The organism is Arthrobacter sp. 10T416 (genome assembly GCF_056394165.1).
The window spans coordinates 29,408-48,168 of the sequence record NZ_JBFTHI010000017.1 but is presented as its reverse complement, the minus strand read 5'-3'; the positions used below and the strand labels follow the sequence as shown (position 1 = coordinate 48,168).

The window sequence follows — 18,761 nt, the reverse complement described above, 5'->3', positions numbered from 1 at the left end:
CCGTGGCGCTTGGCGGCGGAAATTACGCCTTGGGGCTCGCTGCGGATTCGACCTTCAGCTTGCCGTCGGCGATGTCCTTCTTGATCTGGTCGAGCTCGGTCTTGAGCTCGGCCGGAACCTGGGACTCCATGTCGTGGAACGGAGCCAGCTGCACGCCGTCGTTCGCGAGGGTGCCAACGTACGGCGTGTTGGTGAACTTGCCGTCCTTGTCTTCCTTCACAACGGTCTCCACGGCCTCGCCCATCTGCTTCATGACGGAGGAGAGCATGATGTCCTTGTAGTCCGGGGCGGTGAGGAAGCCGTCGGAGTCAACCCAGATGAGCTTGACGTCCTTGCCTGCGGCCTTGGCTTCCTTCAGGGCTGCGCCCGCACCCTTGCCGACCGGACCTGCGACGGGCATAACGATGTCCGCGCCCTGGTCCAGGAAGTTCTGGGTGAACTGCTTGCCCTTGTCCTGCTTCTCGAAGTCACCGGTGAAGGAGCCGTCCTGCTTGGCCTTGTCCCAGCCAAGAACCTTGACGTTCTTGCCCTTCTTTTCGTTGTAGTACTTCACGCCATCGGCGTAGCCGTCCATGAAGATGGTGACGGTCGGGATCTTGATGCCGCCGAAGGTGGCAACGGTGCCGGTCTTGGTGGTGCCGGCTGCGAGGTACCCGGCGAGGAAGGCTGCCTGGGCCGTGTCGTAGATGATCGGCTTGACGTTGGTGATCGGCTTGTCGTAGCCGAAGTCAATGATCGCGAAATGCTTGTCCGGGTTCGCCGTGGCCTGGGCCTTGGTGGCGTCGCCGAGGAGGAAGCCGACCGTGATGGTCAGGTTGCAGCCGGCGGTGACCATGGCGCGCAGGTTCGGCTCGAAGTCGTTGTTGGTCTTGGACTCGACCTGGTTGACCTTGATGCCGAGGTCCTTCTCGGTCTTCTTCAGTCCCTCGTAGGAGGACTGGTTGAACGACTGGTCGTCGAATCCACCGGAGTCGGAAACGATGCAGCCCGTGTAGTCGCTGGCGCCCGCGCTGGCGGTGCTGCTGGCGGTGGGGGCGGCCCCGCAACCGGTGAGCATCAAGGCGGCCGCACCTGCGGTGGCGACACCGGCCATTGACCCGCGCTTGAATGTTGCGCGCAGTGAGTTCTTCAAAGTTCCTCCAGGAAGAAAGTGATAGGCGCTACGACGGTAGTCCAATGAGTGTCTGCTTCCGGTTTTCCCCCGAAACACTGTTGTCACTGACGGATTCGCAGCACTGCGCCGAGGCGCACTGATGCAAGATACTTTAGTGGCATGAAACACGTCGGGTAACACAGTTCACAGTCATTTCCCAGATTGTTGAGAACTTGTTACCAAGTGGTATGCCGTTCCGCGCGGGCACACGCCTGAGGCCCCGGAATCCAGGATTCCGGGGCCTCGTTGTTTGGGGTCGGGATTAGACGCGGACCAGCATCTTTCCGGTGTTGGCCCCGTCCAGCAGGTCCATAAAGGCCTGCGGCGCGTTCTCGAGCCCGTCAACGACGGTCTCGTCGTAGCTGACGGCGCCGCTGGCCAGCCAGCCCGACATGGCTTCAACGAACTCGGCCATGTGCTGCCAGTATCCGCCCACGAGGAAGCCCTTGAGCGTCAGTTGCTTGCCGATCGCCAGCATGAGGTTGCGCGGCGCCGGGGTCGGCTCGGTGGAGTTGTACTGGGCGATGGCCCCGCACATGGCCACCCGGCCGCCGACGGTCAGGGAGGACAGTGCGGCTTCGAGGTGCTCTCCGCCGACGTTGTCGAAGTAAACGTCGATCCCGCGCTCCCCCGCGGCTTTGGCGAGCTGCTCGGCGACCGGGCCGTCGTGGTAGTTGAAGGCGGCGTCGAAGCCGAGCTCCAGCAGGCGGGCCACTTTGTCGGCCGAGCCCGCGCTGCCGATAACCCGGGACGCGCCCATGGCCTTGGCAATCTGGCCCACGAGGGAGCCGACGGCGCCGGCAGCGCCGGAAACGAAGACGACGTCGCCGGGTTTGAACTCGGCAACCTTGAGCAGGCCGGCGTAGGCGGTCAGACCGGTCATTCCCAGCGCACCGAGGAACGCCGACGCCGGGGCGAGGTCGGTGCGTGCCGGGGTGGTGGCCGTGGCATCGAGGACGGCGTACTCGCGCCAGCCGAGGCCGTGGACGACAGTGTCGCCGACGGCACGGCCTTCGGCCTTGGAGGCGATGACCTCGCCGACGGCGCCGCCGTCGAGCGCGGCGTCGAGGGCGAACGGCGCGGAGTAGGACTTGACGTCGTTCATGCGGCCGCGCATGTAGGGGTCGACGGAGATGAAGAGGTTGCGGACCAGGATCTGGCCGTCCTGGAGTTCCGGCAGCGCGGACTCGGCGAGGCGGAAGTTCTCCGGAACGGGACGGCCGTGCGGCCGGGAGGCGAGCTGGATTTCGCGGGTGACGGCGGGGAGAGTGGTGTTTTCGGTGCTCATGCTGCGACCTCCATGATGGTGATGTCTACGGTGATGTTTCCGCGGGTGGCGTTCGAGTAAGGGCAAATCTGGTGGGCTTTGGCCACCAGGGACTCGGCGGTCTGCCGGTCGACGCCGGGAAGGGCGATCTCAAGTTCGGCGGCCAGACCGTAGCCTGCCCCTTCGTCCAGGGCGCCGAAGTGGATCTTGGCGGCAACCGCGGAGTCGGTCAGGTCGGCGCGTTCCTTGCGGCCCACGAGGCGAAGTGCCGAGTGGAAGCAGGCGGCGTACCCGGCGGCGAACAGCTGCTCCGGGTTGGTCCCTTCGCCGTTGCCTCCCAGTTCCACCGGGCTGGCCAGGGTGACGTTGAGCTTGCCGTCGTTGGTCTGGGCGTTGCCGTCGCGTCCTTCGCCGGAGGCCAGGGCCTCGGCCGTGTAGAGGGTCTTCATGGGGTTCCAATCTGTTGGGGGCAGGGAAGTTTCTGGGTCCGGACCGCCGGCGGGGAGCCGGGTCCGGGGCCGGTCAGTGGCCGGAGTGCAGGGCGGCGGTGAGCCTGCCGAGGGTTTCGCGGAGCTGGTCGAGCTCGGCGGCGGAGAGTCCGGCGGCGTCCGCGAGCCTCTGCGGGATGCCGGTGGCCCGGGCACTGAGAGCGGCGCCGGACTCGGTGAGGAAAACCTCCACGCGGCGCTCGTCGGCTGCGGACCGCCGTCGTTCCACGAGCTCCAGGGCCTCAAGCCGCTTGAGCAGCGGGGACAGTGTCCCGGAGTCCAGTCCGAGCTCCTCGCCGAGACCGCGGACGCTGCGGGGCTGGTCCTCCCAGAGCACCATCATCACGAGGTACTGCGGGTAGGTCAGTCCGAGCTCTTCCAGCATGGGGCGGTAGGCGGCAGTGGCTGCGCGCGACGCCGAATACATCGCAAAGCACACCTGCCGGTCCAGCCGGGGTGCGTCCAGGCCGGGGGCGCTGGATCCGGCGGACTCCGGGGTCTCTGTTTCGTTCACATAAAAAGAGTATCGCGCAATTCAGTTGCACACAACTCAATTGAGCACAATGCCACTGGCCTCAGTGCCGTAACGCCGGGTTTCCCCCACGTTCGCGGTGCCCCAAGGGCCCGCCGGTTACAGGTCGCGGAGGGTGCGGAGTGCGGCGGCGGTGAGGACCCGGATGCCGAGCCCCAGGGAGCGTTCGTCCAGGATGTAGTCGCCGCGGTGCAGGTCGTACTCCTCGCCGCCGGGCGTCTTGGTGCCGAGCCGCATCATCGCGCCGGGCAGGTCCGCCAGGAACCAGGCGAAGTCCTCGCCGCCCATCGACTGGGGGGTGAGCACCACGGAGCTTTCGCCGAGTTCGGCGCGGGCCGCGGCCTCGATCAGGGCGGTCTCGTGCTCGGAGTTCACTACTGGAGGTACGCCGCGGGTGTGCTCGAGGTGGACGTCGACGCCGTAGGGTGCCGCGATCTGCTGCACCACTTCGTCGAGGATCTCCCCGGCACTGTGCCAGGCATCCCGGTCCAGGCACCGCATGGTGCCGGCCATGTAGCCGCTCGCGGGGATGGCGTTCGGGGCCGAGCCGGCCGATATGTGCCCCCAGACCACGGAGACTCCGCTGCGCACGTCGACGCGGCGGGACAGCACGGCGGGGACGTTCACGGCGATCTGTGCCAGGGCGAAGACGAGTTCTTCGGTCAGGTGCGGGCGCGAGGTGTGGCCGCCGCGGCCGGTCAGCTCAATCTTGATGGTGTCCGATGCCGAGGTGATGGCGCCGATCCGGGTGCCGATCTTGCCGACCTCGATCCGGGGGTCGCAGTGCAGCGCGAGGATCCGGGGCACGCCGTCGAGGACACCCTGTTCGATGCACGCGTGTGCGCCGCCGGGCATGGTCTCCTCCGCCGGCTGGAAGATGATCCGGACCGTACCGCCCAGCGGGGCGGATTCGTGCAGGTTCTGCAGGACCAAAGCGATGCCCAGCATGGTGGTGGTGTGCACGTCGTGGCCGCAGGCGTGCGTGACGCCGTGGTTCTTGGACGCGAACGGCAGGCCGGTCTCTTCGATGATGGGCAGGGCGTCGATGTCACCGCGGAGGGCGGTGGCGATGGGCCCCTCCCCGATATCGACGGTCAGCCCGGTGCCCTCGAGGCGGCGCGGCTTCAGCCCGGCGGCCTCCAGCCGCTGGGCCAGCTTCTCCGTGGTGCGGAACTCCTTGAAGGACAGCTCCGGGTGCGCATGGAGGTCACGGCGGAACTCGATCAGCTCCGGGAGCAGCGGCTCCAGCCACGGCCCCACCAAGGTGGTGGACTCAGCTTCAGTAGTGTAATTACGCACACATTCACTGTAGCGAGAGTCGCATAAATAGCGGCATCGCGGTCCGCGGGTTACGGCAGAACACGCGCCGCAGCGGGGTCGGGCTAGAGGACGTCCGTGTCGCCGCTGGCCTTGAGCGCGTCGACGGCGGCCTTGACCCGCTGGGAGTGGGCCTTGGTGGTCACCAGCAGCGCGTCCGGGGTGTCCACGATGACAACGTCTTCAATGCCGATCAGGGCGATCACACGCTTGGTGTCGGTGACCACCACGCCGCTGGCGTTTTCGGTGAAGACGCGGGCGCCCTCCCCGATCACGGTCACGTCGTCGACCTCTTTGGCGCTGTTCAGGCGGCCCACGGACGCGAAGTCCCCGACGTCGTCCCAGCGGAAGGTTCCGGGTACGACGGCGACGTCCCCGGCAGCCGCGGCCGGCTCGGCGACTGCGTAGTCGATGGCGATCTTGGGCAGCGTCGGCCAGACCCGGGCCGTGACCTCGTCGCGCAGCGGGGTGTCCCAGGCCTTGGCGATTTCCTGCAGGCCGGCGAAGAGTTCGGGCTGGTTGGCTTCCAGGTGCTTGAGCATCAGGGAGACCGGCGCCACGAACATCCCGGCGTTCCAGGCGTACTCGCCGCTGTCCAGGTACTGCTGGGCGACGTCCTCACTGGGCTTCTCGACGAACTCGACCACCGTGTGGGCACTCGGCGCACCGGGCACGCTCAGCTTGTCGCCGGCGCGGATGTAGCCGAACCCGGTGGAGGGGTGGGTCGGCTTGATGCCGATGGTGACGATCTTGCCGGCGGCCGCGGTGTGGATGGCCTCGCGCACGGCGTCCTGGAACAGCTCGTCGGGGCTGATGACCTGGTCCGCCGCGAAGGACCCCATGATGGTGTGGGGGTCGCGTTCGTACAGGATGGCAGCGGCCAGCCCGATCGCGGCGCCGGAATCCTTGGGCTCGCTCTCCAGGACGAGGTCAGCCTCGCGCACCTCGGGCAGCTGGCTGCACACGGCGTCGCGGTGGGCGGTGCCGGTGACCACCAGGACCCGGCTGCCGGCCAGGGGTTCCAGCCGGTCGTACGTGGCGCGCAACAAAGTACTGCCAGAACCGGTGAGGTCATGCAGGAACTTGGGGGCGGCTGCCCGGGACAGCGGCCAGAGCCGGGTCCCCACGCCGCCTGCCGGAATCACCGCGATAAAACGGTCCAGCGGAGAGTCTGCCGCCGCGGCCTCGGGTGAATCGTGGCTGGTCACTTTGTCTGTAGTCATCACGGCTACTTTAGCCGAACCGGCCCGTCATCCCCTGTGTGGCCACGCGTACGCGCCACGTCGGGCGCCCGGGAACACGGCCGCTGCCGACGCCGGATGTGGCGTTCGTCTCAAAACCGGCCAAAAACCCCGCAGGGCGCCGTCACCATCGATCCGCTGAATTGAATAAGCTAAGAGCGAAGCCTAGATTTAGGCTTGAGCTTACGAGTGCTCTCGCAGCAGGCGTTCCCCCCGCGTGGATCCCATGCCAGCGCCGCTGTGTTGCAGGGAGGTTTATTCAGTGCCGACAAAACCAGCTGGCACCTTGTACCGCGGCCGTGAAGGCATGTGGTCTTGGGTTGGACACCGCGTTACCGGTGTAGTGATCTTTTTCTTCTTGTTGGTCCACGTGCTGGACACCTCTCTGGTGCGTGTGTCCCCCGAGGCCTACACCGCCGTGATTGGTGCTTACAAGAACCCCCTTATGGCCCTGGGTGAAACGGGCCTCGTCGCAGCGATCGTGTTCCACGCCTTCAACGGCCTGCGGATCATCGCCGTCGACTTCTGGAAGAAGGGCGCCAAGTACCAGCGCCAGATGCTGTGGACGGTCCTGGGTCTCTGGGTCGTTGTCATGATCGGCTTCTCCATCCGCCACCTGTCCCTCGCCCTCGGAGGTCACTGAGCCATGACTGCAACTGAGATTAAGAGCCCGCGCAGCCCGCAGGTGGGCAGCGGCCGGATCGCGCCGCAGTACCGCCGCAACGGTTCCTCGAAGGGCAACTTCGAAATGATCGCGTGGCTCTTCATGCGGCTTTCCGGCGTGGTCCTGGTGGTGCTGATCTTCGGCCACCTGTTCGTCAACCTGATGGTCGGCGAAGGCATCCACGCCATTGACTTCGGTTTCGTCGCCGGCAAGTGGGCGGACCCGTTCTGGCAAATCTGGGACCTCGCCATGCTGTGGCTGGCTATGCTCCACGGCACCAACGGCGTGCGCACCATCATCAACGACTACGCCGAGAAGGACGCGACCCGCCTCTGGCTGAAGATCGTGCTCTACGCGGCTGCCGCCGCCATTGTCATCCTGGGCACGCTGGTGATCTTCACCTTCAACCCGTGCCCGGTGGTCAACGGCGTGCAGCTCCCCGGCGGGTTCTGCCCGGCCTAGTAGCGGCCCGGAGTTCCGGGCGCTGATCCCCGTCTGCCCGAGCGGGCGCGGACCAGAGACTTCACTGCGCAGGTTTCGCCGGCAGTGTAAAACAGCGAATTTTGAGAGAAAGAGCATCTGGTATGCAGGTCCATAAGTACGACGTCGTCATTGTTGGTGCCGGTGGCGCTGGCATGCGCGCCGCGATCGAATCCGGTCAGCGCGCCCGAACAGCAGTACTGACCAAGCTTTACCCCACGCGCTCCCACACCGGCGCGGCGCAGGGCGGCATGTGTGCAGCCCTCGCCAACGTCGAAGAGGACAACTGGGAATGGCACACCTTCGACACCATCAAGGGTGGCGACTACCTGGTGGACCAGGACGCTGCCGAGGTTATGGCGAAGGAAGCGATCGACGCCGTCCTGGACCTTGAGAAGATGGGCCTGCCGTTCAACCGCACGCCTGAGGGCCGGATCGACCAGCGCCGCTTCGGCGGCCACACCCGCGACCACGGCAAGGCCCCGGTCCGCCGTGCCTGCTACGCCGCAGACCGCACCGGCCACATGATCCTGCAGACCCTGTACCAAAACTGCGTCAAGCACAACGTTGAGTTCTACAACGAGTACTACGTGCTGGACCTGCTGACCGTCGAGGAGGACGCGGTCCGCGAGGACGGCACCCCGTACAAGCAGAAGCGCGTTGCCGGCGTCGTCTCCTACGACCTCGCTTCCGGCGAACTGCACGTCTTCCAGGCCAAGTCCGTGGTGTTCGCCTCCGGCGGCGCCGGCAAGGTGTTCAAGACCACCTCCAACGCCCACACCCTCACCGGTGACGGCATGGGCATCGCCTTCCGCCGCGGCATCCCGCTGGAGGACATGGAATTCTTCCAGTTCCACCCGACCGGCCTTGCCGGCCTGGGCATCCTGCTCTCCGAAGCAGCCCGCGGCGAAGGTGCCATCCTGCGCAACTCCGAGGGTGAGCGCTTTATGGAGCGCTACGCCCCCACCATCAAGGACCTCGCCCCGCGCGACATCGTGGCCCGCTCCATGGCCAACGAAGTCCGCGAGGGACGCGGCTGCGGCCCGAACAAGGACTACGTCCTCCTGGACCTGACCCACCTGGAGCCGGCGCACATCGACGCCAAGCTGCCGGACATCACCGAGTTCGCCCGCACCTACCTGGGTGTGGAGCCGTACACGGAGCCCGTTCCGGTGTTCCCGACGGCGCACTACGCCATGGGCGGCATCCCCACCAACATCAGCGCCGAAGTCCTCCAGGACAACGACACGATCGTCCCCGGCCTCTACGCCGCCGGCGAGGTGGCCTGCGTCTCGGTCCACGGCTCCAACCGCCTCGGCACCAACTCGCTGCTGGACATCAACGTCTTCGGCAAGCGTGCCGGCGTCGCCGCCGCGGAGTACGCCAAGACCGCTGACTTCGTGGAACTCCCCGCGGATCCCGAGGCGTACACGCTGAACCTGCTCGAGCACGTCCGCACCGCGGACGGCACCGAAAAGGTGGCCCAGATCCGCAAGGAACTGCAGGACACCATGGACGCCAACATGCAGGTGTTCCGCACCGCCGACACGCTGAACCAGGTCCTCGCGGACATCGCCTCCTTCGAGGAGCGGTACCAGCGCATCAGCGTCCAGGACAAGGGCAAGCGCTTCAACCTGGACCTGCTCGAGGCCGTGGAACTGGGCTTCCTGCTGGAACTGGCCAAGGTCATGACCGTGGCTGCCCTGCACCGCGAGGAATCCCGCGGCGGCCACTTCCGTGAGGACTTCCCGGACCGTGACGACGAAAAATTCATGAAGCACTCCATGGCGTACAAGGATGACCACGCCCCGGCGGACGGTTCCGCCGAGTCGGTTGCCGGCATCCGGCTTGCCACCAAACCGGTGGTCTTTACGCGCTACGAGCCGATGGTGAGGAAGTACTAAGATGACCGCTGAACTCGCTGAGCCAGCCTCCAGGATCGAACTGCCCGCCGGCGTCGGCGGCGGCGGGGAAATCCCCTCCTTCGACGTCACGCTGCGCGTGCGCCGCTACAACCCCGAGGTCTCCGAGGAATCCACCTGGGACGACTTCCAGGTCACCATGTACGGCACGGACCGTGTCCTGGACGCCCTGCACAAGATCAAGTGGGAAATGGACGGCAGCGTCTCCTTCCGCCGGTCCTGCGCCCACGGCGTCTGCGGCTCCGATGCCATGCGCATTAACGGCCGTAACCGCCTCGCCTGCAAGACCCTGCTGAAGGACCTGGACACCACCAAGCCCATCACGGTCGAACCGATCAAGGGCCTGCCGGTCGAGAAGGACCTGATCGTGGACATGGAGCCGTTCTTCCAGTCCTTCCGCGAAGTTATGCCGTTCCTGATCAACCGCGGCCACGAGCCCACTAAGGAACGCCTGCAGTCCGCCGAGGACCGCGAGCGGTTCGACGACACCACCAAGTGCATCCTCTGCGCCGCGTGCACGTCGTCCTGCCCGGTGTTCTGGACCGATGGCCAGTACTTCGGCCCGGCCGCGATCGTGAACGCGCACCGCTTCATCTTCGATTCCCGGGATGACGCCGGCGACATGCGCCTGGAGATCCTCAACGACAAGGAAGGCGTGTGGCGCTGCCGCACCACCTTCAACTGCACCGAGGCCTGCCCCCGCGGCATCCAGGTCACGCAGGCCATTGCCGAGGTCAAGCAGGCCATCCTGGCCCGCAAAATCTAGCAGCACCCGCACCACCAGTTCCAAACGACGACGGCGCCTCCCACCTTCCGGTGGGGGCGCCGTCGTCGTTTCCCGCCCAGCCGAAAGGGGACGCCTGTGTCCCGGTCCGAAAAAGTCACCTTCGAAGGCTCCACCGGCGAGCTGCTCTCCGGCGTCGTCGACCTCCCCGAAGGCCCGGCGAAGGGCTGGGGCGTGTTCTCCCACGGCTTCACCCTCGGCAAGGACAGCCCGGCCGCCTCCCGGATGTGCAAGGCCCTGGCGGACAACGGGGTGGGCATGCTCCGGTTCGACAACCTGGGCTTGGGTGAATCCGCGGGCCTCTGGTCCGAGGGCTCCTTCAGCCACAAGGTGGCGGACACCGTGCGGGCCGCTGAGTTCATGAACGGCGCGGGGCGGCCCGTGTCGCTGCTGGTGGGCCATTCCTTCGGCGGCGCGGCCGTGCTGGCGGCCGCCGGCAGTATTCCCGGCCTCGACGCCGTGGCCACGGTGGGCGCGCCGTTCTCCCCCAAGCACGTGGCCCACGTCTTCGACGCGGCCCTGGACCGCATCCTCAGCGAGGGCAGCGCGGAAGTGGACCTGGGCGGCAAACGCGTGGAAATCCGCCGCCACTTTGTCGAGGACCTGGAGAACGCGGACCTGACGGACTGCATCCGGCGGCTGCACAAGCCCCTGATGGTGCTGCACTCCCCCACCGACAACACGGTGGGCATCGAGAACGCCAGCAGCATCTTCCAGACAGCACGGCATCCGCGCAATTTCGTCTCGCTGGAGGGCTCGGACCACCTGCTCACGGGCAAGGGCCAGGCAGCCCGCGCGGCCAGGATTATTTCGGCATGGGCCGATCAGTACCTCGACGCCTGAAAGTCTCGGCCGGGCGCCGGTGCTCGTGCTCTGACGGGGTCTTGCCCGGCTGGACCTGACGGGCTCCCCAGCCCGCCGTTCTGGCCGGCGTTGAGGTCTTGAGGTCCTCTTCCCGCACCGCGGACCAGGCGGCGGAGACCAGGTAGACCTGGCTGACCAGGTTGAACCAGATGAGCAGGCCGATGATGATGGCGAACGGGGCCAGCAGCGGGTTCCGGCCGGCGCTGGCGAGGAGCTCGGCGCTGAAGATCTGCAGCACGCTGGTGCCCACGGCGGCCAGGATGGTGCCTTCCAGGAGGGCCCGGCGCTGCAGTTTCAGGCCGCCGGCGAGGCGGAACATGATCAGGGCAGTGACCCAGCCGAGCACCAGGGGCACGCCGATTTTGATAGACGTGGTGAGCGGGCCGGCCACAACCGGGTCCAGCTTGAGCTGCTCGGCCACCCAGCCGGCCGCCGTACCGAACACCAGGGAGGCGCCGGCGCTGATGACCAGGGCGACGCCGAGCAACAGCAGGGTGCCGACGTCGTGCAGTTTCAGCAGGAGCGGGTTGATTTTCAGCGGCCCGATCCGCAGCACACCGCGCAGTCCGTCGCGGAGGCCGGCGATCCAGCCCAGCGAGGTCACCACGGTGACGATGGCGGCGATCACGGCCGTCCACCCGAGGCCGCTGGGGTTCAGCAGCTCCTGCGGGTCCACCAGGCCCTCGCGTCCGTCGACCTTGAGCAGGCCCGGGGCGCTGGTGGCCACGCTGCCCACCACCTTGTCCAGCAGGGCCGGCTGGCCGCGCAGCAGCAGCCCGGCGATCGAGAAGCCGGTCGCCAGCAAACCGGTGATGGAGAAGAACATGTTGAAGCCGATTCCGGCGCTCATCAGCGGTCCGTGCTGCAGGTTGTAGTGCTGGAACGCGCGCATCGGACGGAACGCGTTGAGCCGGGCAAGCAGCCACTGGACCATGGCCAGCAGCCCGGCCAGGCCGCCGCCGGACCGCCGGGCCTTGCCCCAGTCGACCCGCTTCCGGATCACCTCAAGCTTCAGCCGGGCGAGTTCGGTGGGGAGGGGCGGGTCAGCGGCCGCTTGCTTCGTCGGCCGGGCCTCGGTGGTCGTCAAGTTCGGTGCCAAAGTCAAGTTCTTCCCGTAGCTGCCAGATGCCGTTGTCATCGTGCTCGTAAAGTCCCATGCTAGCCACCGGGAAGCTGGCCCTATAGTCCTTCAGCACCGTTTCGGCCTCATCGAGGCTTTCGGGCGCGACATCGTGGGCCACGGTGACGTGCGGGTGATAGGCGAAGGGCAGGTCACGCTCCAGCGGGCCGGCCTGGAGCTGCCGGTGCAGGTTCACGCACTCGCCGAAGCCCGCCTCGACGTTCAGGAACACCACCGGGGAGACCGGCCGGAACGAGCCCGTGCCGGCGATCGTCACCGTGAAGGGTTCCTGCTGCCGGGCCACCTCCCGGACGTGGCTGCGCGTAGCTTCCCAGTCCTGCGTCATGGTGGTGGTCACCAGCGTGATGTGCGCCGGCACCGTGGCGGCCATGGGGTCCCCAAAGGAGGCGCGCCAGCGCTGCAGTTCCTCGGCGATCTCCGGCGGGAAGCCCAGGATCACGCCGATGCTGATGCCCTCCTCCGGGGTCTCCCCGTTGCCGGCCGCCGGACCCCGGTGGGGTGCGGCGGCCGATCCCTTGCGCCCGCCGTGGTGGGCGGTGCGCGCGGTGTCGCTGGAGGTGACTTTGCTGGCGGAGGACATTGCGCTAGTGGACTCCCGCCAAGCTGAGGGTTGGCAGGAACCCCATCCGCTCGTACACCCGGGCCAGCGTCACGGAGGCGATTTCGCGGGCGCGTTCGGCGCCCTGGGCCAGCAGCCTGTCCAGCTCAGCGGGGTCGGCCATCAGCTCGTTGGTCCGGTTCCGCAGCGGCGTAATGAAGTCGACCATGACGTCGGCCAGGTCCGTTTTCAGGTGGCCGTACATCTTGCCCTGGTACTCGGTTTCGAGTTCGGCCACCGTTTTGCCGGTCAGCGTCGAGTAGATGGTCAGCAGGTTCGAGACGCCCGGCTTCTCCTCGGCGTCGAAACGGATCTCCGTCCCGGCGTCGGTCACGGCGGACTTGATGCGCTTGGCGGCAATCTTGGGGTCCTCCAGCAGCTGGATGGAGCCGTTGGGTGATTCGCCGGTCTTGGACATCTTCGCCGCCGGGTTCTGCAGATCATAGATCTTCGCGCTGGCCTTGAGGATGGTCGCCTCGGGCACGGTGAAGGTCTCGCCGAAGCGGGTGTTGAATCGCTGGGCCAGGTTGCGGGTCAGCTCCAGGTGCTGGCGCTGGTCCTCGCCCACCGGAACCAGGTCCGTCTGGTACAGCAGGATATCGGCGGCCATCAGCGTCGGGTAGGCGAAGAGTCCCAGGGTCGCGGCTTCGGCACCGAACTTCTGGGTCTTGTCCTTGAACTGGGTCATGCGGGAGGCTTCACCGAACCCGGTGATGCAGTTCAGGGCCCACGCGAGCTGCGCGTGTTCCGGAACGTGGGACTGCACGAAGAAGATGGACTTGTCGGGGTCAATCCCGGCCGCGATGTACTGCGCGGCGACGATGCGGGTCCGCTTGGCAAGCTCCGCGGGCTCGAAGTCGACGGTGATGGCGTGCAGGTCCGGGATGAAGAACACTGCGTCGTATTCGGACTGCATGTCCACCCAGTTGCGCACGGCCCCGATGTAGTTGCCCAGGTGGAGGGAATCGGCGGTGGGCTTGGCGCCGGAGAGGATGCGCTTCTTGGGCGCAGTGGCGGTTGTGCTGGTCATGGTGTTAGAAGCCTTTGAACTCAGAGCCGGTAGTCCACTACCAGCGGGGCATGGTCGGAGAAGCGGGTGTCCCAGGACGGCGCCCGGTCAACAACAGCTGACACCGCCGCGGCGGCGAGGGCGGGCGTGGCCATCTGGTAGTCGATGCGCCAGCCAGTGTCGTTGTCGAAGGCCTGTCCTCTCTGCGACCACCAAGTGTAGGGGCCGTCGACGGTACCCGCCAGGCCCCTGTGAACATCCTTCCAGCCGATTTCCTCGCCGAAGAAGCGGTCAAAGTACGCACGCTCCTCGGGCAGGAAGCCGGCACGTTTGACGTTGCCCTTCCAGTTCTTGATGTCCAGCTCGGTGTGGCCGACGTTGAGGTCACCCACCACCAGGGCGTGGTCGCTGTGCTTAGCCAGCTCCGGCAGCCGGTTGACCATAACGTCGAGGAACCGGAATTTGTCGTCCTGCTTCGGGGTGCCTGCCTCGCCGGAGTGCACGTAGGCGCTCACCACGCTCAGCTGGGAGGCCTCGCCTGCGGCATTGCGGACGATGTAGTCGGCCTCGACCCAGCGGCCCGTGGTGGCGAAGTAGTCATCGCCGATGCCGCTCCGGGTGGCGATAGGTTCGGTGCGGGAGGCGATGGCGACGCCGGCCCGTCCCTTGGCCTCGGCTTCGGCGTGCAGGATGTACCAGCCTTCACCGAGCAACTCGTGGACCACCGCGTCTGGGGCACGGACCTCCTGCAGGCAGAGGATGTCGACGTCCCTGGGCGCCAGCCACTCCGCCATGCCCTTCTTGTAGGCGGCGCGGAGGCCGTTGACGTTTACCGATGCGATGCGAAGGTGGTCCTTCTTCAATGCCGAGCTCACCCGCTCCACTCTAGTCGATGACAGTTCCGCTGACCGGCTCGTCGGGGGCACCGGAGGGCTTGATCATGTCCCGCGCGTTTGTGGCAGTAATCTCGATGGTTTCCAGGGCGCGGCGGATGGTGTCCTGGTCCGCGGCCTCACCCTTGGCGCGTTCCTGCTCCACCACCCGGACCTGCACCTGCACGATCTTGAAGGAGTGGTCCAGCTTCATGTCGCGGATGTCGTCCGCACCGCGGGCCTCGTTCACCAGGCGGGTGCCTCCATGGTCGGCGCTGCCGGATGAGGGGGCCCGGCCGACGGCCGAGTTGAACGCATTCTGCGCCTCGTTGAACTTGGCGCCGGCCTTCTTGGCGGCCCGCTGGATGCTGAACACCACGAACGCTGCCAGCGCCAGCCAGAAGGCTGCGATCACGGCAACAACCCAGCCGACGACGTCGTTCTGGTTGGCCGCGAAAATGACGGCCACCAGGAAGGCGATGATAAAGACGGACATTCCCAGGCCGCTGAGGCGGAACATCGAGAATTTCCCGGTGGCCGCGTTGAAGGCGGACGGCTTGGCAGAAGGATTGTCCAGGGATCGCATGAGCTTATTATCGCAAACCGGAGAGGCCCGGGGCGGCGCTTCCACCCCGGGCGAACGCCGCGTGCTGCTGGCGGGTTACTTCAGGAACAGCTTGCGGAGCCGGCCCGTGGTGAGGGTAACGCCGAGCAGGATCATGACCAGGTAGTAGCCAATGTGGATGGCGGTGGCCGGGGTGAACACCCCAACACTGATCTGGCGCAGCAGTTCCACGCCGTGCCAGAGCGGCATCGCCTGGATCAGCCACTGGATCCACTGCGGGTAGACGGCCAGCGGGTAGAACGTGGCACTGAAGAGGAACATCGGCAGCATCACGAAGTTGATCCAGTCCATCTGCTGGAACGTCTTCATATAGCTGGTGATGCCCATGCCGAAGCTGGCGAAGCCAAACGCGATCAGCACCGAGGCCGGGACCATCAGGATGGCCCAGGGTGTGGTGATCAGCCCCATCACGCCCATCACGGCGGTGAAGCCGGTAGCGTACATAAACCCGCGGAGCAGGGCCAGGAAGATTTCACCCATGGCGACGTCGATCGGCCCCAGGGACGTGTACAGCATGCCCTGGTAGAGCTTGGCGAAATTCATCTTGAAGAAGACGTTCCAGGTGGAGTCGTACACCGCGCCGTTCATCGCCGAGACCGCCAGCAATGCCGGGGCGATGTAGGCGGCGTAGGAGATCTGCTGCCCGCCCGGGCCCTGCACGGCCCCGACGATCGCGCCGAGGCCCACACCCATCGAGATCAGGTACAGCACGGGTTCGAAGAAGCCGGAGACCATGACCATCCAGTTGCTGCTCTTGGTGGCCATCAGCCCGCGCGCGACGACAGCGCGGACGTTGCGGGAGTAGAGCGGCCCGAAGTTACGCTCGCGTGCAGCGTCGGTGACGCTCCGTCCGGCGGCTTGGCTTCCCGAACCGGGGTGGCCGGCAAGCACGCTCATGATGCCATCCTTTTCGCGAACTGGCGCCGGGTCAGGACCCAGCCGATGACAGTGAGGCCGAGCAGGAACACCAGGTGGACCACGGTCAGCAGGGGTGCTTCCTCATAGCCGTAGGTGAACACCCGCCCCAGCTCGGTACCGTGCCAGATCGGCGAGATCCAGCCGATCCAGCGGACCGCCAGGGGCAGGGTGTCCAGCGGGAAAAAGGTTCCGGAGAACAGGAACAGCGGCATAACGATGAAGCGCATCACCATCGCGAACTGGCCCTTGTCGTTTTTGATCGTGGCGGCGTAGGCCATCAGGGGCAGGCCGAACGAGAGCCCGGCGAGGGTGGCCACCAGGATGGAGACCCAGCCCCAGGCGCCCGGGGAGGCGCCGAAGAGGGCCACCACGCCGAAGTAGATGGCGGACTGCAGCACAAAGCGGACCGTGACGGCGATGATCTGGCCTGCCGCGATCTGTTCCGGGGTCAGCGGTGAAGCGTGCGGGCCGTAGTAGACCCGGCGCCATTTGAAGCCGTCCATCACCGGGAAGGTGAATTCATTGGCCGCCGTCATCACCGCCGCGGAAATCAGCAGCGCCGGCGCGATGAACGCCAGATAGCTGACGCCGCCGAACGCCGCGGTGGAGTTCGTGTCCACCAGGGTTGCCAGGCCCACGCCCATGGCGAAAAGATAGGCAACGGGCTGGCCGACGCCGTACATCACGATGGTCCAGCCGTAGCCCTTCATCACGCGGAGAACCTGCTCGGCGTAGTAGAAGGCGCCCCAGCGGCGGGCGCGGGCGGCCGAGACGGCCGGCGCGTGGGCACGCAAAGCTGGCGCCGGCGTCGTTTGTACTGACTCAGTCAACGAGGCTCCTACCGGTCAGGCGCAGGAAGACGTCTTCCAGCGAGGAGCGGCGCACCAGGGACGTGACCGGGTGCAGGCCCCGGGAGGAGACCTGCTCGAGCGCGGCCTCGCCGTCGTGGGCATAAATGAGGACGCGGTCCGGCAGGGTTTCAATCCGTTCGCCGATGCCTTCGAGTTCGGTGCCCACGGTGGCGTTCCGTTCGGAGCCGAAGCGCAACTCCAGGACCTCGCGGGTGGAGTATTCGCGGATCAGGCTCGCCGGGGAACCTTCGGCCATGATCTTTCCCTTGTCCACCACAATCAGGCGGTCACAGAGCTGTTCCGCCTCGTCCATGTAATGGGTGGTGAGGATCAGGGTGACGCCTTGTTCCTTGAGCCGGAACAGCCGGTCCCAGAGGATGTGCCGGGCCTGCGGATCGAGTCCGGTCGTGGGTTCGTCCAGGAGCAGGATGCGCGGTTCGTTGATCAGGGACCGGGCGATCGTGAGCCGGCGCTTCATGCCGCCGGACAGGGCGTCCACCTTCGACTTGGCCTTGTCCGTCAGCTGGGCGAATTCCAGCAGTTCGTCGGCTTTGGGCTTGAGGTAGCTCATGGGCAGGCCGAAGTAGCGGCCGTAGACCAGGAGGTTGTCGCGGACCTTCAGTTCCTCATCGAGGTTGTCCTGCTGCGGCACCACACCAAGGTGGGCGCGGACCTCGGGGCCGTGCTGCTCCGGGTCCAGGCCCATGATGCTCAGGCTGCCGGAGGTCCGCTGCGAGACCCCGCCGATCATCTTCATGGTGGTGGACTTGCCGGCACCGTTGGGACCAAGGAGGCCGAACGCCTCGCCGGCGGGCACGCGGAAGGTGATCCCGTCGACGGCGGTCACGTCGCCATACGTTTTGGTGAGGTTTTCGGCGGTGATGACGTACTGGGGTTCGCCGGTTTCGGCGGCACTGGTCAACGGGGACTCTTTCGACACAAGTTCAGACACCCGGAACACGGTAGTCCATCCCGGCAAACTATGAAAGAGTCTTTTCGTAAAAAAATCCAGACATTTTATTTTCCTGGGCCGCGGGCCCACACCCGCTGCCGTTTCGAAGGGTTGATACGGCAGCAGCTGCGGGCCCGCGGGTCCGGTCAGGAGGCGGCGGAGAGTCCGTCCTGCAGCTGGCGTTCGGCGGTTTCCACCACGTTGGCCAGCAGCATGGCGCGGGTCATCGGCCCCACGCCACCGGGGTTCGGCGACAGCCAGGCGGCGACGTCGGCCGCGGCCGGGTCCACGTCGCCGGTGACCACGGCTCTGCCGGAGCCGTCGTCGACGCGGCTGACGCCGACGTCGAGCACGATGGCGCCCGGCTTGAGGTCGCCGGCTTTGATCATGTGCGGCTGGCCGGCCGCGGCGATCACGACGTCGGCCTGCCGGAGTTCGGCGGGCAGGTCTACGGTGCCGGTGTGCGCGAGGATGACGGTGGCGTTGACGTCCTTGCGGGTCAGCAGCAGCCCGACGGGACGGCCGATGGTGACGCCGCGCCCCACCACCAGGACGCGCTTGCCGTTGAGGTCGATGCCGTGCCGGGTCAGCAGTTCGACGCAGCCCTTGGGAGTGCAGGGCAGCGGGGACTTCATGGGTCCGCTGACGTTCGCCACCAGCCGGCCCAGGTTCATCGGGTGCAGTCCGTCGGCGTCTTTCTCCGGCTCCATGGCTTCGAGGATGACGTCCTGGTCAATGTGCTTGGGCAGCGGCAGCTGGACGATGTAGCCGGTGCATTCGGGGTTCTCGTTGAGCTCCCGGACCACGGCCAGCAGTTCGTCCTGGGTGGTCTCTTCGGGCAGGTCGCGCCGGATGGAGGTGATGCCGACCTCGGCGCAGTCCTTGTGCTTGCCGCCGACGTACCAGGTGCTTCCGGGGTCGGACCCGACCAGGATGGTGCCCAGGCCGGGGACGACGCCCCGGGCCTTGAGGGCGGCGACCCGTTGGGTCAGCTCGGCTTTGATGGCTGCGGCGGTGGCCTTGCCGTCGAGGACGCCGGCGGTCTGCGGCTGTGCGGGGGCGGAGTTCGTGGCGGTCATCGAA

General features: G+C 66.5%; 20 protein-coding genes. 5 read left to right on the top strand and 15 right to left on the bottom strand.

What is annotated here, in order from left to right; translation table 11 throughout:
• Nucleotides 1-22: 22 nt before the first annotated feature.
• From AC1DBE_RS15320 to AC1DBE_RS15295, 6 genes are all read right to left on the bottom strand, one after another.
• Nucleotides 23-1,132: a BMP family lipoprotein gene (locus tag AC1DBE_RS15320; RefSeq protein ID WP_476877978.1), complete on the bottom strand. Its 1,110-nt coding sequence runs from the start codon at nt 1,130-1,132 to the stop codon at nt 23-25.
• 283 nt (nt 1,133-1,415) lie between these two features.
• A complete protein-coding gene (locus tag AC1DBE_RS15315; protein ID WP_476971065.1) occupies nt 1,416-2,441 on the bottom strand; it encodes an NADP-dependent oxidoreductase in 1,026 nt (341 codons plus the stop codon).
• Nucleotides 2,438-2,869 (bottom strand): organic hydroperoxide resistance protein, encoded by a 432-nt coding sequence (locus AC1DBE_RS15310; RefSeq protein ID WP_476877976.1) that lies wholly within the window; start codon nt 2,867-2,869, stop codon nt 2,438-2,440. The genes AC1DBE_RS15315 and AC1DBE_RS15310 overlap by 4 nt, the downstream gene beginning before the upstream one ends.
• A 73-nt stretch (nt 2,870-2,942) precedes the next feature.
• Nucleotides 2,943-3,335 (bottom strand): MarR family winged helix-turn-helix transcriptional regulator, encoded by a 393-nt coding sequence (locus tag AC1DBE_RS15305; protein WP_476878002.1) that lies wholly within the window; start codon nt 3,333-3,335, stop codon nt 2,943-2,945.
• A gap of 204 nt (nt 3,336-3,539) precedes the next feature.
• On the bottom strand, nt 3,540-4,739 hold the full coding sequence (locus AC1DBE_RS15300; protein WP_476971064.1) for an amidohydrolase: 1,200 nt from the start codon (nt 4,737-4,739) through the stop codon (nt 3,540-3,542).
• Between the two features lie 83 nt (nt 4,740-4,822).
• On the bottom strand, nt 4,823-5,980 hold the full coding sequence (locus AC1DBE_RS15295) for a mannose-1-phosphate guanylyltransferase (RefSeq protein ID WP_476880135.1): 1,158 nt from the start codon (nt 5,978-5,980) through the stop codon (nt 4,823-4,825).
• A 280-nt stretch (nt 5,981-6,260) separates the two neighbouring features.
• On the opposite strand from AC1DBE_RS15295, the gene sdhC reads away from it, so the two are divergent.
• The 5 genes from sdhC to AC1DBE_RS15270 all read left to right on the top strand — a co-directional run bounded on the left by sdhC (nt 6,261) and on the right by AC1DBE_RS15270 (nt 10,691).
• The gene (gene sdhC, locus AC1DBE_RS15290; protein ID WP_476880138.1) at nt 6,261-6,641 is read left to right on the top strand and encodes a succinate dehydrogenase, cytochrome b556 subunit; all 381 of its coding nucleotides are present in this window, start codon (nt 6,261-6,263) and stop codon (nt 6,639-6,641) included.
• A gap of 3 nt (nt 6,642-6,644) precedes the next feature.
• On the top strand, nt 6,645-7,124 hold the full coding sequence (locus AC1DBE_RS15285) for a succinate dehydrogenase hydrophobic membrane anchor subunit (RefSeq protein ID WP_476971063.1): 480 nt from the start codon (nt 6,645-6,647) through the stop codon (nt 7,122-7,124).
• A gap of 122 nt (nt 7,125-7,246) precedes the next feature.
• Complete coding sequence (gene sdhA / locus AC1DBE_RS15280; protein WP_476880136.1) at nt 7,247-9,046, top strand: succinate dehydrogenase flavoprotein subunit; 1,800 nt, start codon at nt 7,247-7,249, stop codon at nt 9,044-9,046.
• A 1-nt stretch (nt 9,047) separates the two neighbouring features.
• Nucleotides 9,048-9,830 carry a succinate dehydrogenase iron-sulfur subunit gene (locus AC1DBE_RS15275; RefSeq protein WP_476971062.1) on the top strand — a complete coding sequence of 261 codons (783 nt, stop codon included), beginning with the start codon at nt 9,048-9,050 and terminating at the stop codon, nt 9,828-9,830.
• A 96-nt stretch (nt 9,831-9,926) separates the two neighbouring features.
• Nucleotides 9,927-10,691 (top strand): alpha/beta hydrolase family protein, encoded by a 765-nt coding sequence (locus tag AC1DBE_RS15270; RefSeq protein ID WP_476903653.1) that lies wholly within the window; start codon nt 9,927-9,929, stop codon nt 10,689-10,691.
• Here the strand turns inward: AC1DBE_RS15270 and AC1DBE_RS15265 are convergent.
• The 9 genes from AC1DBE_RS15265 to AC1DBE_RS15225 all read right to left on the bottom strand — a co-directional run bounded on the left by AC1DBE_RS15265 (nt 10,654) and on the right by AC1DBE_RS15225 (nt 18,757).
• Nucleotides 10,654-11,811 carry a YihY/virulence factor BrkB family protein gene (locus tag AC1DBE_RS15265; protein ID WP_476903652.1) on the bottom strand — a complete coding sequence of 386 codons (1,158 nt, stop codon included), beginning with the start codon at nt 11,809-11,811 and terminating at the stop codon, nt 10,654-10,656. The genes AC1DBE_RS15270 and AC1DBE_RS15265 overlap by 38 nt on opposite strands.
• Nucleotides 11,756-12,433, bottom strand: coding sequence for a 2'-5' RNA ligase family protein (locus AC1DBE_RS15260; protein WP_476903651.1), 678 nt, complete (start codon nt 12,431-12,433; stop codon nt 11,756-11,758). The genes AC1DBE_RS15265 and AC1DBE_RS15260 overlap by 56 nt, the downstream gene beginning before the upstream one ends.
• 4 nt (nt 12,434-12,437) lie before the next feature.
• Nucleotides 12,438-13,481: a tryptophan--tRNA ligase gene (trpS, locus tag AC1DBE_RS15255; RefSeq protein WP_476880495.1), complete on the bottom strand. Its 1,044-nt coding sequence runs from the start codon at nt 13,479-13,481 to the stop codon at nt 12,438-12,440.
• A gap of 20 nt (nt 13,482-13,501) precedes the next feature.
• A complete protein-coding gene (locus AC1DBE_RS15250; protein WP_476880496.1) occupies nt 13,502-14,335 on the bottom strand; it encodes an exodeoxyribonuclease III in 834 nt (277 codons plus the stop codon).
• A 10-nt stretch (nt 14,336-14,345) separates the two neighbouring features.
• Nucleotides 14,346-14,918, bottom strand: coding sequence for a hypothetical protein (locus AC1DBE_RS15245; protein ID WP_476903650.1), 573 nt, complete (start codon nt 14,916-14,918; stop codon nt 14,346-14,348).
• A gap of 75 nt (nt 14,919-14,993) precedes the next feature.
• The gene (locus tag AC1DBE_RS15240) at nt 14,994-15,854 is read right to left on the bottom strand and encodes an ABC transporter permease (protein WP_476903649.1); all 861 of its coding nucleotides are present in this window, start codon (nt 15,852-15,854) and stop codon (nt 14,994-14,996) included.
• The gene (locus AC1DBE_RS15235) at nt 15,851-16,705 is read right to left on the bottom strand and encodes an ABC transporter permease (protein WP_476880710.1); all 855 of its coding nucleotides are present in this window, start codon (nt 16,703-16,705) and stop codon (nt 15,851-15,853) included. The genes AC1DBE_RS15240 and AC1DBE_RS15235 overlap by 4 nt, the downstream gene beginning before the upstream one ends.
• Nucleotides 16,698-17,648 carry an ABC transporter ATP-binding protein gene (locus AC1DBE_RS15230; RefSeq protein ID WP_476903700.1) on the bottom strand — a complete coding sequence of 317 codons (951 nt, stop codon included), beginning with the start codon at nt 17,646-17,648 and terminating at the stop codon, nt 16,698-16,700. The genes AC1DBE_RS15235 and AC1DBE_RS15230 overlap by 8 nt, the downstream gene beginning before the upstream one ends.
• Before the next feature lie 176 nt (nt 17,649-17,824).
• Nucleotides 17,825-18,757, bottom strand: a complete 933-nt coding sequence (locus AC1DBE_RS15225) for a bifunctional methylenetetrahydrofolate dehydrogenase/methenyltetrahydrofolate cyclohydrolase (protein WP_476879189.1) — start codon at nt 18,755-18,757, stop codon at nt 17,825-17,827.
• Nucleotides 18,758-18,761: the final 4 nt, after the last annotated feature.